Origin of the sequence: Thiosocius teredinicola (assembly GCF_002009425.1) — a bacterium.
GTDB classification, from domain to species: Bacteria; Pseudomonadota; Gammaproteobacteria; order Chromatiales; family Chromatiaceae; genus Thiosocius; species Thiosocius teredinicola.
This window is the reverse complement of record NZ_CP019936.1, coordinates 3892191-3906052: the sequence shown is the minus strand read 5'-3', so window position 1 is coordinate 3906052 and position 13862 is coordinate 3892191. Positions and strand designations below refer to the sequence as shown.

Annotated in this window: 14 protein-coding genes; 7 read left to right on the top strand and 7 right to left on the bottom strand. The window is 62.1% G+C overall.

Going from position 1 to position 13862, the window contains the following annotated elements; genetic code table 11:
- Positions 1–58: 58 nt before the first annotated feature.
- The gene (locus tag B1781_RS18480) at positions 59–754 is read right to left on the bottom strand and encodes a hypothetical protein (protein WP_078121070.1); all 696 of its coding nucleotides are present in this window, start codon (positions 752–754) and stop codon (positions 59–61) included.
- 144 nt (positions 755–898) lie between these two features.
- On the opposite strand from B1781_RS18480, the gene B1781_RS18475 reads away from it, so the two are divergent.
- From B1781_RS18475 to B1781_RS18465, 3 genes are all read left to right on the top strand, one after another.
- On the top strand, positions 899–1348 hold the full coding sequence (locus tag B1781_RS18475) for a sigma D regulator (RefSeq protein WP_078121069.1): 450 nt from the start codon (positions 899–901) through the stop codon (positions 1346–1348).
- A 73-nt stretch (positions 1349–1421) separates the two neighbouring features.
- A complete protein-coding gene (locus B1781_RS18470) occupies positions 1422–3761 on the top strand; it encodes a hypothetical protein (RefSeq protein ID WP_078121068.1) in 2340 nt (779 codons plus the stop codon).
- Positions 3762–4028: 267 nt separating this feature from the next.
- The gene (locus B1781_RS18465) at positions 4029–4664 is read left to right on the top strand and encodes a tetratricopeptide repeat protein (RefSeq protein WP_164513460.1); all 636 of its coding nucleotides are present in this window, start codon (positions 4029–4031) and stop codon (positions 4662–4664) included.
- Here B1781_RS18465 and B1781_RS18460 read toward each other — a convergent pair.
- The gene (locus B1781_RS18460) at positions 4653–6632 is read right to left on the bottom strand and encodes a transglycosylase SLT domain-containing protein (RefSeq protein ID WP_078121066.1); all 1980 of its coding nucleotides are present in this window, start codon (positions 6630–6632) and stop codon (positions 4653–4655) included. The genes B1781_RS18465 and B1781_RS18460 overlap by 12 nt on opposite strands.
- A 151-nt stretch (positions 6633–6783) precedes the next feature.
- Between B1781_RS18460 and B1781_RS18455 the strand changes: the two genes are divergently transcribed.
- Positions 6784–7599, top strand: coding sequence for an inositol monophosphatase family protein (locus B1781_RS18455; protein ID WP_078121065.1), 816 nt, complete (start codon positions 6784–6786; stop codon positions 7597–7599).
- Positions 7600–7608: 9 nt separating this feature from the next.
- Here the strand turns inward: B1781_RS18455 and glcF are convergent, their stop codons facing one another.
- On the bottom strand, positions 7609–8838 hold the full coding sequence (glcF, locus tag B1781_RS18450) for a glycolate oxidase subunit GlcF (protein ID WP_078121064.1): 1230 nt from the start codon (positions 8836–8838) through the stop codon (positions 7609–7611).
- 127 nt (positions 8839–8965) lie between these two features.
- Here glcF and B1781_RS18445 point away from each other — a divergent pair, with 127 nt between their 5' ends.
- Together B1781_RS18445 and B1781_RS18440 are read left to right on the top strand one after the other, a co-directional pair.
- Positions 8966–9466, top strand: a complete 501-nt coding sequence (locus B1781_RS18445; RefSeq protein WP_078121063.1) for a PaaI family thioesterase — start codon at positions 8966–8968, stop codon at positions 9464–9466.
- Complete coding sequence (locus tag B1781_RS18440; protein ID WP_078121062.1) at positions 9463–9906, top strand: tetratricopeptide repeat protein; 444 nt, start codon at positions 9463–9465, stop codon at positions 9904–9906. The genes B1781_RS18445 and B1781_RS18440 overlap by 4 nt, the downstream gene beginning before the upstream one ends.
- A 57-nt stretch (positions 9907–9963) precedes the next feature.
- Here B1781_RS18440 and aroG read toward each other — a convergent pair whose 3' ends face one another.
- The 4 genes from aroG to B1781_RS18420 all read right to left on the bottom strand — a co-directional run bounded on the left by aroG (position 9964) and on the right by B1781_RS18420 (position 13483).
- Positions 9964–11034: a 3-deoxy-7-phosphoheptulonate synthase AroG gene (aroG, locus tag B1781_RS18435; protein WP_078121061.1), complete on the bottom strand. Its 1071-nt coding sequence runs from the start codon at positions 11032–11034 to the stop codon at positions 9964–9966.
- Between the two features lie 95 nt (positions 11035–11129).
- Positions 11130–12080, bottom strand: a complete 951-nt coding sequence (locus B1781_RS18430; RefSeq protein ID WP_078121060.1) for an MBL fold metallo-hydrolase — start codon at positions 12078–12080, stop codon at positions 11130–11132.
- A gap of 187 nt (positions 12081–12267) precedes the next feature.
- On the bottom strand, positions 12268–12831 hold the full coding sequence (locus B1781_RS18425) for an SRPBCC family protein (RefSeq protein WP_078121059.1): 564 nt from the start codon (positions 12829–12831) through the stop codon (positions 12268–12270).
- Between the two features lie 43 nt (positions 12832–12874).
- A complete protein-coding gene (locus B1781_RS18420; protein ID WP_078121058.1) occupies positions 12875–13483 on the bottom strand; it encodes a histidine phosphatase family protein in 609 nt (202 codons plus the stop codon).
- A gap of 69 nt (positions 13484–13552) precedes the next feature.
- On the opposite strand from B1781_RS18420, the gene B1781_RS18415 reads away from it, so the two are divergent.
- Positions 13553–13855 (top strand): hypothetical protein, encoded by a 303-nt coding sequence (locus tag B1781_RS18415; RefSeq protein WP_078121057.1) that lies wholly within the window; start codon positions 13553–13555, stop codon positions 13853–13855.
- The last annotated feature ends 7 nt before the right edge of the window (positions 13856–13862 follow it).

Genomic DNA, 13862 nt, shown 5'->3' with positions numbered 1-13862 from the left:
GTCTTGATCCTGATTCGGGCCTTGGGGTATCGAATATCGGCGAAGCGCGCCCGTCAGCTCATTTGCGGCGACGCAGCAGCAGGTAGTTGCCGTCTGCATCACGCATCACCATGCGCCCGTCGCGCATCTCGTATTGATAGGTATTGGCCGTGCCACCCTGGTAGGGCTTCCACCACAGATGCGACCGATCATAGCCGAGCGTGAAGTCCTGATATTGTTCGCGGTCGAGGTAAAGCCGCGCAAGGTTGCCGCGAATGATGACCACGCCACCCTTGTCGGTCTCCCAGGCTCCATCGAGGTAGGCGCGTGCGGTCGGCGCCTGTTGGCCGTAGCTGCCGAAATTTCCATAACCGGTCATCGGATAGGACGGCATCGGGTAGCCGCCACCCGGCCACCCGCCGGGGAAACCGCTCATGCCGGGATAACCGGACATTCCCGGGATCCCCGTCATTCCCGGAACTCCCGTCATCCCCGGGAACCCTGTCATGCCGGGGAAACCCGACATGCCCGGATAACCGCCGAACGCGCTTGGGCCGTAGCCGCTCATGCCGTACATCATCGGCGTGCCGTAGCTCGGCAGGTAGGGAACGCCGAGCGGCAGCCGGCTGCGGTCGATCAGGCCGAACACCTCCATCATTCTGAGCATGGCTTCGACGAAGGGGTTGTCTTCGGTGTAGCCCGAGTAAGCCAGTGCCGTGCCTTGGATCGACGACATCGACGAGACCAGAACAACGATCGGGAGGAGCTTTTTCACAACCAAAATATTCCGTACGGCGGCCGCATCGAAAGCCTTCCGACCACAGCTTGGTGTGACTGCTTTCAGGGCCCGGTTTACGCCGATGCGTTTCAGGGTAAACTAAGGCTGCGGGAGAGAATAGGGTAAAGACGAGCAAAAACAATGACCGTGAGTGAGCCAAAAGAATCAGATCGTCGTGGCGGCACACATGAAATGGTGCGTAAGCTGCTCGATGAGCGCCAGGAAATGTTGATGATGTTCTGTCGGGTTGCGGGGCTGGAACCTTTTTCCGATTCGACGCCCAACCCTAATGTTTTGCAGGAGTTCTGCCAGGTTCTGGTCGATTATTCTGCATTCGGGCACTTTGAAATCTACGAACGCATCGTCGCCGGCCGCGAAAGACGGCTGCGCGTGGTCGAGGTCGCCCGCGAGGTCTACCCGCGCATCGCCGAGGCCTCCGAGGTCGCTGTGGAATTCAACGACAAGTACGACGCCTCCGATCACGAACTGAACCTGCATCAGCTCGACCGGGATCTCGGCAAGCTCGGCGAAGAGATTGCCGTGCGGATCGAAATGGAAGATCGGATTATCCAGGCACTGACCGCGCGCTGATCGCGCCCGGCCCCTAAACCATGTTCTCAGCCGACCGCGACGCGTATCGCGACCCCGAACGCCGGCGGTCGCCATGATACGGCCCTTCGCGCGACCGCTGCCCAAACCGGACGAGATCAAATCCGGTTTCGATCGCCCGAAATTCCGGCGCCTGCGTCTTGAGCGCTTTCCGCGCGGTGCCGACGGCTTCCACATCGATGTCACCCTCAATCCCTTGCTCGAAGAGGCGATTGCCACGTTCGCCCGGGCCTTGGTGCGCGAACGCGTCAATCGCCTATGGAAGCGCCCGGAGACCCCGTTCAGCGACGCCATCGTCGAAACGTTCGACCGAGTCGTCGTCGATCAACATGCGCTGGTCGTGAAGAAGTCGCGCGAGTCGCATGGCATCGAGCGCGTTCAGCTGTTCCAGGTGGCGGTCACCAAGGTGCTGCTGCAGGCGGTCGATGACGAAATGGATGCCTTGCGCGACGAGTTGGAGAACACGCGCAACGATACCGTCACCCAATCGGCCGGCCGCAGCCTGAAACTGCACGAGCTGTCGGTGACGCTGGCACGCCATGCGTCCACGGTACGCTTCGAGGTGGCGCGCAAGCTGTTCGCCGAGCTGATGCGGCTCGAACGCGGCGAGATGAAGAATATCCGCAAGGCGGTGCTCGGCGTGTCCTGGCCGATTGCGGATCAGATGTTGGCCAATCCGGTGTTGCAGCTCGACGGTGTCGGCGGAATCCGCGACTTCAATCGCGTGTATCCGATCCTGCTGTTCGACACCGAGACCATGTGCAAGGTCAACCGTTGCCTGCTCGAACTGTTCGAACCCTGGCTGCCGGAGAACGTCGAGCTGGCCAACGCCAACCAGCAGATCGATCGCCTGGTGGTCGCTGTACGTCGCGATCGGGGCATGGCCAAGGGATTCGTCGAAACGGAGAATCGGGTGCGTTGCCTGGTGGGACCGAGCGAACTGAGCGACGTATCGGGTAACTGGCTCGACCTGCCGGATAATGCCGTGGCTTTGCTCGGCGGCAGCGATGCGGTATGGCCGCGATCGGATCGCTGGCACCACCGCGCGGTGGATTCGCTGCAGCGCAAACTCAACAGACAACTCAGCACGGCACTGACCAATGCGGGATTGATCGACGCGGTGTACGCGGCATATGAGCTTTCCGCGATCTACCCGACACTCGGCCTGAGCGATGCCGAGACACCGGTCTTCGATTTCCTCAAAGGCGCGATCAACCGACGCGACCTGCTGCGCCGGTTGGCTGCGCTCGAAGGTAACGCCGACCCGCAGGCCGTCATTCGCCAGATCGAAACGTTGCGTCGCAAGTATCGGCGCAAGGCCACAGCCGGCAAGCAACAGGTGCTGGCGCGCTTCGTCGGTGACTTTCTGAGACTGCGCCGCGATCTGAAACTTGCCTGGCGATTCATGGTGGGGGCCGATGCGCTGCGCCTGCTGCACGATGAGCAGGAAAAGGCCCTGTCGCGCGCCAACAATACGCTGCAGAGCTTCGTGCCCTCGACCGAGCCGGTCGATGCGCGTGGCAGCGTGGTCGGGCATGTGACGATCCATGTCGACGTTCGCGGTGTGTCCCGACTGGTCGGCGATCTGCGTGAGCGCAATCTCAACCCTGCGGCGCATTTCAGCCGGCACTACTACGACCCGGTTTCGACGCTGGCCCACCGCTTCGGCGCGCTCAAGGTACTGATCGAGAGCGATTCCCTGCTGTTTTCGATCGACGAGCACGGTGGCGGCGGTGGCGCGTTTCCTTCCGTTGCCCGTGCCTGCTGTTTCGCGCGCGCACTGCTGGACCTGGTCGACCTGATGAATTCGACCAACGACCGCCTGGGCCTGTCGCCACTCGAATTGGGCATCGGTATTTCCTACGTTGATCAGCCGCCGACCTACCTTTTCGACGAAGGGCATCGCGTGATGATCTCGCCGGCAATCCTGCGCGCGAAGCACCTGGCGCAGTGCCACGTGCCCCTGCGCAAGGCGTGTCGCACACCGAGCGGGCGAGGTCTGTGCGTGGCCATGCCGGTCACCGGTGAGGACGCTGACCGCCTCGGCGAGAGTGTGGTGCGCTACAACGTCAACGGTATCGAGTTGGATGCCGCGTCGTTCGCCCAACTGCATGTGGAGGTCTCGCTGCACAAGGCGCGGTTGAAGCGTAAGGGCAGCAAGGCGCCGGAAACGCTATGGGTTGGGCAATGCGCCGAGGTCGACGGTGACAGTCATTGGCTGGTCATCCGCGAGCAATTGGTCAAGCTGTGGATGGGGCGTCGCCTGCTGGATACCGACGACCAGGGACGTCGTTTCTATGAAGTGGTCTCCGAGCGCAAGCTGATCGATGCGATCAGCGCCCAGTTCACCCGCCGCACCGCCAAAACCCCGCAAAAAAAGGTGTCTTCGGCCTAGCTCGCAAACCCGGCGGCGCGAAATGCCGGCTGGGTGTGGGGCTGAGTTATACGACGTTTCATTCAAGGCTGGCGAGATGGGCGAAAGCGAAGTCTGCGGCATACGTTGCTGTGTCAAAGGCCTCGCGGTCTCCTGTAGGTCGAGGCCGGGTTGGCGTTTTACCTCAATCCCACATCGCGGTTACGGCAAAACGCCCAGGTGCTGCGACAAGCGGCGCAACATGTGGACTATTCGCGCCCATGTGGGCGACATGCGAAGATGTTGCGCATGTCAGATCAAGAACACATCGCAACCTTCAATCCCGACCAGCTACGCGCCGAGGCGGCAATCCGTAAGGCGGCCAAGGCGGGCAATCCCGAGGCCCAGTTTCGCTTGGGTGTTATGTACGGCAACGGAGACGGCGTAGGGCTCGACTACGACCAGGCGCGCGCCTGGTTCGAGAAGGCGGCGGTGCAGGGCCATGAAAATGCCCTGATCACGCTGGCCTGGATGTATGCCAACGGCACCGGCGTCGAGGCCGACGAGGGGCGCGCCCGCGATTTCTATCTGAAAGCCGCCGAATGCGGTTCGGCAAAGGCGCAATACGTGGTCGGCACCATGTATCGCTTTGCGCAATTCGGCGTAAAAAAAGATATCGCCAAGGCGGTTGACTGGTACATGAAGGCCGCCGATCAGGGTATGCCGACGGCGCAGTTCGCGCTGGGCAAGATGCTGATGGAGGGCAAGGGCGTTGCACAGGACGATGTGACCGCCCTGCAGTGGTTGACGCTGGCCCACATCAACGGCAGCAAACGCGCCGAAGACTACGTGACCCACCTCATCAAACGCATGGACCCCGCCGAGGTCAAGGCCGTGCGCGATCGTATGCTCGGCACGGCCGGAGACGGATCGTCAGCCGGCTGAATCACCGTTGCGTTTGGCGGTCTGCGAAGATCCCAAGCGGTTTAACGACGGCGGAACCGGATGTAGCCGGTCGTTCAGGCGCGTCGGGTTCTTGCCCATGCGACTTTCGTAGATGACCGTGTAGGCCAATACCCGGCGCAGATAGCCGCGCGTTTCGCTAAACGGCACCAGTTCGATCCAGATATCCGCAGGTAACGTACGTTGCGGCAACCAGCGGTTCACGCGATGAGGTCCGGCGTTGTATGCCGCCGTCGCCAGCATGGCGCTGTCGCCCAACTCGCTTTTGACGTGCTTGAGATAGGCGCTGCCGAGTTCGATATTGGTATCCGGCTGGAGCAATTCGTAGCGGCTCGGCGGCGTGCGATTGAGGATCTTGCGCGATACCGTGCGTGCGGTCGCCGGCATCAACTGCATCAGGCCCATGGCGCCGACGGGTGAACGGGCATTGCTCATGAAGGCGCTTTCCTGGCGCATCACCGCGTAGATCCATGCCTTGTCGATACCCTGACGTGCGGCGTTTTGGTCGACCAAGCCGGTGTGTTCGAGCGGGAAACGCAGCTCGAGGTCATCCCAATAGTCGGTGCGTGCCAGGGTGAAGATCGCGCGGTCGTGCCAGCCGTTGACCTTGGCCAGTTTGGCGGCCGCCTTCAACTGATCGGAATCGAGGTCTTTGGTCGCGATCTGCCATTCCGCGCGGGCATCGCTCCAGCGCTCCAGCGCAAACAGTTCGCGCGCACGTTTGACCCCGGGCATGGCCTCGATCATCTTCAACAGTTGCGGCGATGCCGGCGTATCCGCGTGAAACAGGTGGTAGGCCACGCCGATGCGGTCGGCCGCGAGGAAGCCGTAATAGCTGCGCTCTTTCGCCACCCGCTGATACAGCGCGTGGGCCACGTCGTTGTCACCTTTGCCTTCCAATGCGCGTGCCAGCCAGTACAACCAACCTTCCTGGTTGCGCTCGTCCTGCGGCAGAGCGGCGATCCACTCGATTACCTGTGGCCAGTCTTCACGCAACAGCGCGGAACGGATGCGCGCCTCGTGTGCCGGAAGGTCCTGTTTGCCGACGTCGACGCTGTGAATGAACTCATACGCCTCGTCGCCCGGCACCCTGACCAGGTTGCGCACGATGTATTGCTCGGTTTCGCGGACCTGTTCCGGCGTGAAATCGTAGCGCGCCTTCAGCGTTTCCCAGGCGTGCATCGCCTCGGGGCCGTCCCAGCGCGCCAGGCGACGAATTGCCGCCGGGAACATGGCCTCGCGATATGGATGTTTCTCGCTGAAGGTCACTTTCGTGACTGTGCGTGGCTGTTGATACAGCTTTGACCAACGCTGCACCCAGACCTGATCACTCTTCGGCAACGATTTGCCCAGATACTCAGCCAGGCGCCACTGGCCCGCATCCATCGCGAGCTTGATGCGCTGCCAGGTCATGTCATGCGTGCGCTTACCGGCCTTGGTCCAAGCGTTGAACACCGGGTCGCAGGATTCAGGGCGCGACTTGCCGTACAGCCACAATGCCGGCACTCCCGCGAACCCGGCTTTCGTATTGCCGGTCGCGATCAGCGCATTGGCGTAATAACACTCTCGGTTTTCGTTGGCGCTCGATGACTCGTAGAACGCGAGGTATTCGTTCCACCGCTTCTGTTTGCCGAGCTCGTTGAGCCACAGCATGCGCAGCAGGCGGGACAGGCGGGTGCCTTCGTGTTTCTTCAGGAAGCGCGACACGTCGCCGGCCTTTGCCTTCGACAGCTTCTCCCGTAGCAGGCGATATTCAAGGTAGGGATGCAGCGGATAGTCGCGCAGTTGCTTTTCCAGCTTCGCGAAGGTGTGATGATCGTTGCGTGCGAGCGCCTGTTCGGCGGCGAGGAACAGCTCGCGTTGTTCTGCGAGGCTCGCGGCGGTGGCTGCACCGGCGAATACGCAGACAAAGGCCAATACCAAAGCGGATACGGGGCGCTGAAGCACCATGGCGTCTTCCTGATTGACTGGAAGTCTTCAGCGTAGGTCGCGCAGCAGTCGATAGCAATAGGGGGTTTCCCTTTTTGCTCATTGGGTTATGCGGCGCAAGGGCAGTAAAATATAAAGTTAATACCTAAGTTTTGAGATTCATTTGGTTCAGATGTTGGATGTAAACGACCTCGAGCGCATAAGGCAGATGGTTCGCACCGCGGCGATCGACGAATTGATGTCACGTTTCAACGACGTGAGCGCAGCGACCAAGGCCGATGGATCGGTGATTACCGAAGCCGACTACGCCATGCAGCACCGACTGCAAGACGAACTGGCGTCGCAATGGCCGGACTTTCAGTTGTTGGGCGAAGAGATGTCCGCCGCCGAACACCAGCGCCTGTTGGCGAATCCCGGTGCGGGCCTGTGGTGTCTCGACCCGCTCGACGGCACCAGCAACTTCGCTGCCGGCATCCCGTTCTTCGGCGTCTCGCTGGCCTTGATCCGCCAGGGACAGGTGTTGGCCGCCGTGGTCTATGATCCGGCGCGCGACGAGTGTTTCAGTGCCCTGCAAGGCCAGGGTGCCTGGTTGGACGGCGAACCCCTGGTCGCGCAGGCGATGCCCGAGACCTTGAAGGCGTCGATGGCGATGGTGGATCTCAAGCGGCTACCGGAATCGCTGATCACGGCACTCGCCCGGCGCGCCCCTTATCGCTCGCAGCGCAGTTTCGGTTCGGTCGCGCTCGACTGGTGTTGGGTCGCAGCGGGACGGTGTCAGATCTATCTGCATGGCGGGCAAAAGTTGTGGGATTACGCGGCGGGTTACCTGATTCTGCGCGAGGCCGGCGCAGCCGGCGGCCTGGTCGACGACTATCACGGGGATTGGTTGCCGGCCGATTCGTTGACGCCGCGCATCGCGATTGCCGCAACCCATGAGCCTTTGCTGGCGCAGTGGCGTGAGTGGATTACGCAGCACCTGGAAGACTAGCGTCCGCGTTCAGTCGAGATGCAGATCCTCGGCCACGATGGTCAGCCAATGACGCACCGGCACGCCGCCGCTCTCGCCGAGGTGCAGCAGGCAACCGATGTTGGCCGTGGCGATCACGTCCGGGTGGTCGATCTTGAGTGCCTGCAGCTTGCGCGCCCGTAAGCGTTGCGACAGTTCGGGTTGCAGCATCGAGTAGGTGCCGGCCGAACCGCAGCATAGGTGGCTCTCGGCCACCGTACACAGCGAGTAGCCCAAGCGGGTCAACACCTGCTCGGCCAGGCCGCCGAGTTTCAAGGCGTGTTGCAGCGTGCAGGGCGTATGCACGGCAACGCGCTCGCTGCGCGGGTGCAGTTTCAGATCTTCCAGCGGCTCGGCGGCGAGCAGTTGCAGCGGATCGCGTGTGGCGCTCACCAAGCGCTGTGCCTTTTCGGCATACGCCGGGTCGTCGGCCAGCAGGCTGGGGTAGTCATGGATGTGCGCACCGCAACCGCTGGCGGTCACGATCAATGCCTCGGCGCCCTTGTCGAGCGGCGGCAGCCAGGCATCGATGTTGCGCTTGGCCATTTCGCGCGCACGCTGCTCGTCGCTCAGATGATGCGCCACGGCGCCGCAACAGCCGGCCTGCGGTGTGCGCTCGATGGCGATGCCGAGCGCCGCGAGCACGGCCTCCAGCGCCTGGTTGATCTCCGGCGCCAGCCCGGGTTGTACACAGCCGTCGAGCATCAGTACCCGTCGGTCCGCCGACTTCGGTACGACCAACGGTGCGTCGAGCGTCTGTGCGACCGGCACTTTGGCGCGCAGGTTCTGCGGCAGCATCGGCCGCAGCCAGCGCCCAAGACCGATCAGTGGCGTGAAACGGCTGCGATACGACAGGGTTTCGATCAGCACGCGGCGCATCAGGCGTTGTGTGAATGGTCGCGGCGCCTGGCGCTCGACCTGTACGCGGCCGATGTCGAGCAGCCGGTGGTAGTTGACGCCGGACGGGCAGGTCGTCTCGCACGACCGGCAGGTCAGGCAGCGATCGAGATGTTCACGCGTCGTCTCGTTGGCCGGTGCACCTTCGAGGACTTGCTTGATCTGGTAGATTCGTCCTCTCGGGCCGTCGAGTTCGTCCCCCAGAAGCTGGTATGTTGGACAGGTCGCTGTACAAAAACCGCAGTGCACGCAGGCGCGCAGAATCTGGTCGGCTTCCTTGCCGGCGGCGGTATCGCGGATGAAATCAGCTAGCGCGGTCTGCATCGATCTTTGGTGTTGTTGGTAGGGCCCGGCAGTTTAACCGGCGTTGCAATCGCTTGCGCGGTGCCAGGCGGCGATATTTCCCGCCGCTTTGCGACGTTGGTTGGAGCGGGCGCGATGGTATAAGTCTATGCGTATCCCGGAAAAGATTCGACGGCTGTTGCCCGCGCACAAGCGCCTGGAATGGTATCCGCCGTTTCGCGCCTTGCGGGTGAAGGTCGTCGACCTGAGCGATGACTGGCGCACGGTGCGCTTGTTGTTGCCGCTGGCGGCAAATCGCAACCCCGGCGGTGGTATGTTCGGCGGGTCGATGGCCTGCTTGGCGGATCCAATCGCCGCGCTGGTGTGCAACCGGCATTTTCCAGGGCACCAGTTGTGGACGCGCGACCTGTCGCTGGATTTTCAGCACGAGAGCCGAACCGACATGGAACTGCGTTTCGTGCTCGATCCGGCGCACGAGGCTGCGATTCGAACTGAATTGAGCGAACGCGGGCGGGCGACGCCGCGTTTCGAATACGGGTTTTACGACGCGCAAGAGCAGCTATGTGTGAAGGTGCACTGTCGCGTCGCGATCCGACCGCACGATTACCGGCCGGCCGCCGGCCTGAAGAGGAGTACAAGAGCCGAATGACTGACAACGATGATGGCCTGGACATGGATTTGAGCAGCGGCATCGCTGCGTTCGAATCGAAACATTTCAGTACTGCGACCCGCCTGCTGGCGCCGAAGGCCGAGGAAGGCAACCCGGAAGCCCAGTACCGCATGGCGATCATGGCGCAGAACGGACTCGGCATGGTGGAGAACCAGCTGATGGCCTATCGCTACATGAAAGCCGCTGCCGAATCGGGCATGGGCTTGGCGCAGCACGGGCTTGCCTTTATGTACATGCAGGGCGAATGCGTCGAGCAGAACGGCGAGAAGGCGCTCGAGTGGTTCAAGAAGGCGGCCGACCAGGGTCTGCAAGGCGCCATGACCACGATCGGCATGATGTATCGCGAAGGCAACGGGGTCGAACGCGACGAAGAAAAGGCCAAGGAATGGTTTCGCAAGGCGGGCTTTGACGACTTCTGATCGCCGGTCGCCGGGAAAAGGCGGCGCTCCGGCCGCCTTCGCCCTAGTGTGCCTTGCTCAATCGGTGGATTCGGTTTTGGCCGTTTCGCGACGCTTGCGAACGGCTTCGGCCAGCTTCTCCAACAGCGGCACGCTGTCTTCCCAGGCCAGACAGGCATCGGTGACGCTCTGGCCATAGGTCAGATCGCCTTCGCCCAGGTCCTGACGGCCGCCGATCAGGTGGCTCTCGATCATCACGCCGACGATGTTGTGGTTGCCGCGCCGGATCTGGCGGGCAACGTCTTCGCCCACGTCGATCTGTTTTTCGTGCTGTTTGCGGCTGTTGGCGTGGCTGAAGTCGATCATCAGGTTCGGCGTTACGCCGCCCTTGGTCATCTCCTGCACGGCTTCAGCGACCGATTCCGTATCGTAATTGGGGCGCTTGCCGCCACGCAGGATGATGTGCGTATCGGCGTTGCCGCGCGTATTGAAGATCGCCGAACGCCCGTCTTTGGTCAGCGACAGGAACACGTGCGGCCGTTCGGCGGCGCGCATGGCGTCGACCGCGATACGCATTGTGCCGTCGGTTCCGTTCTTGAAGCCGACCGGGCACGACAGGCCCGACGCCAGCTCGCGGTGGCCCTGGCTTTCCGTGGTGCGCGCACCGATCGCGCCCCAACTGATCAGGTCGGCGACGTACTGCGGGCTGATCAGGTCGAGAAACTCGGTACCGGCCGGCAATCCCATGTTGTTGATCTTGAGCAGCAGCTCGCGCGCCAGGTTCAAGCCCTTGTTGATCTGGAAGCTCTCGTTCAGATCCGGGTCGTTGATCAGGCCTTTCCAACCGACGGTGGTGCGCGGCTTTTCGAAATAGACGCGCATGACGACGATCAGGTCGTCTTTGAGGCGGTCGCGAACAGGGATCAATCGATTGGCGTACTCGATCGCGGCTTCCGGATCGTGCACCGAGCAGGGGCCGATCACCACCAGCAAGCGGTCGTCTTCACCGGATAGGATGCGGTGGATGGCGTTACGCGCATTGAGCACCGTCTGCGCGGCTTCTTCCGTTAATGGGTGGCGTTCGTGCACTGAGGCCGGTGGTTCGACCTGATGAATGGCCTCGATACGAAGGTCGTCGGTTTGTTGCATGTTTTGTCGGTGTTTTGTGCTTGTGGGACGAAATTATAGCGGGGCCGGGCGTTCTGTCCGGCGTTCGGCATCGTGAAACGACGCAAAGCGCCCAACTATGCGCGTTTTTTGGCCCGCCTGACAAGCCAGACGGCAAGTCCTTGGGCGTTCAGATCGATGTCGGAGGCGAAAATCGAACGGACCTCTTCCTCGCTCAGGTTGCTATGGGCGCAACCGGCGCTGACCAGCACGTTGTACACGGCACCGTGCAGGCGCTCCGAACGCCCCTCGAGGGGCAGCGCTTCTTCGTCGAGCGCGATCTTCACATGTGCCTCGATGCTGGCGCGCAACTGTGCGACGCGTTCCCCGGGTTTGTCGATCTTGCCGAAATGGGTCAGGCAACAGGCCTGCGGATTCATGGCCATCATGTGATCGAGGCTGTCGAACCAGGCCTCTGGATCGAATGCCACGGGTGTGGTTGTGGCGACCAGCAGCGGTTCACCGTTGTTTCGAAACTCGGTGTAGCCGAGGCCGAAGGTGTCGCCGGTGTACAGGTAGCCGCTCTGTTGATCGAAGATACAGCCGTGGTGGTTGGCATGACCCGGCGTGTGCAGGAACTGCAGGCGGCGGTTGCCGAGCTCGAAGGTCTGCAGGTCGTTGGCGGCCACCGTGCGTTGCTCATCGGTCGGCATCAGGGTGCCGAAATCGCGTCGGAAGGCGTCTTCACCATAGACCTCGGTCGCGCCGGCCTGCAGCTTCGACGGATCGATCATGTGTTGTTGACCTTTAGGATGGACCACCAGCGTTGCGTTCGAGCAGGCCTCCATCAATTGCCCGGCGCCGCCGGCGTGGTCGAGGTGCACATGCGTCGGCATCACGTAGCGCACCTGCTCGGGCGTGGCCCCCAGCGATTCGATGGCGTTCAGTACCCGTGGCAGCGAGTGCTGGGTACCGGTATCGATCAGCGCGAGTTCGCCGGCGTCTTCGATCAGATAGCAGGCAGCGTGGTTGGGGCGGTACAGCCCCGTGTCGATCAGATAGCTGTTTTCACCGATTGCCTGTTTCATGTGCCTGCCCCGATGCGATCAAGGTATGTGGAACGACGCATGGCGGTCGCGGCGGAGATGCGCCTGCGACCGTCGCGCTATCTATCCACCTTAACAGTTGGCGCGAGCCGAACCTAAGGCGTGGATCAAGCCCAAGCCTTGGAAAGCTAAATGGTGAAAATCGTAGCGGCGACGTGCGACGACATATTCAGGCGTTGCTGTCGGGCTCGGCAGGAGCTTCGGGCTGTTCGATGCGTGACTTGAGCTCTTTCAGACCGCGATCGTACGAGGTGCCGATCATCGTATCGAGCATCAGGCCCACGTAGCGGCCGAACAGGTCCCAGCCAAACTCGGTTTCGAACTCCCAGCGGATACGGGTGCCCTGTCCCTCGGGTTCGAGCACGAAGCGTGCATCGCCTTCGCCCTCGTCGCCGAACACCAGGTGGGTATCGACGCTCTGGTTGGGGGCGCTGGCGGTGATCTCCTGGCTTCCCTGGCCGACACGCTCATCGCCGCTGCTCCAGGTCATGCGCGATCCGACACCCTGTTCGGGGCCTTCGAAGGTGTAGCTGGTGTCCGGATCGACCTGTGTCCACGGCGACCAGGCGTGAAACGCCCGCATGCTGTTCAGGTGGGGGAAGATCTTGTCGGCCGGTGCATTGATCACAATGCTGCGCTCGACCTGCGCGGTATCCGGCAGAAACATGCCGATCACCGCCAGCAGAATCAGGGTTCCGAGCAAAACGCGAAATATCAAGCGGGCAAACGCCATCTGTCAGGCTCCTGGTTCCGTCTGGGCAATCTGAGCGCGCAGTTTACAGGCTCGGGCGCCAATTGTGATGGATCAGGCGGGCGCCGGCCCCATCGACGGCGAAGCGCGACAATGCCGCATAGTCGACCTGTGCCTGGTACCAATGGGTCGCCGGCGCCTGCAATACGTGGCCGACGGTCGCACGGATCACGCCGGCATGGGCGACGATCAGCACGTGCCGCCCTGCATGTGCTGCGAGTACGCGCTCGAAGGCCTCGCTGATCCGCCGCCCGAAGTCAGCGAGCGGTTCGGCACCGGCCGGCCGGTTGTTGACCGGGTCGCGGTAGAACGCGAGATACTCCTCGGCCCGGTCGCGTCGCAGGGTCTCGCGGTTCTGCCCCTCCCAGGCGCCGAAGCCCACCTCGCGGAAGGCCGGTTCGATCGCCAGCGCCAGCTTGCGTTCGGCAGCGAGATGCGAAGCAAATGCCTGACAGCGCTGCATGGGCGAACTGATGATCAGGTCCCAGCCGGTTAAGGCGTTGGTCGTTTGTTGCATCTGCTGCCAGCCGTCCTCCGACAAGGGGTCGTCGACGCCATTGCCGCGAAACCGGCTGCCGCCGACCGGTTCGCCGTGGCGCAACAGGTCGACGATGGTTAGATTGTCTTGATTCATGAAGGGGCGGGGGTCAATGCGGTGTTTGCTAGAATATCGAATCTGCAATATCCAGTGAGCTGAACCGGCATGCAAGTCAAGAAATACATGGGCATCGACAAGGACCCGAAAGGCGCGATGAATCCGACCGGAAATGTCATCCGCGATGCCTGGTTGTTCGGCCTGATCCCTGAGACCGAGACCTGTGAAGGCTGGACGGTGCAAGGGATCGATTCCCTGTACGACAAAGTGACCATCGAGTGGAACAAGTACGGTCATCTGGTTTCCAACCTGCCGCCCGAACTGCGCGAGCGTCACCAGGCGATCTACGATGCAGCCGTTGCGCGGGCGCGCGAACTGGGTTGGGACCCGGAACTGGGCGACGACGACTGAGTTCCAC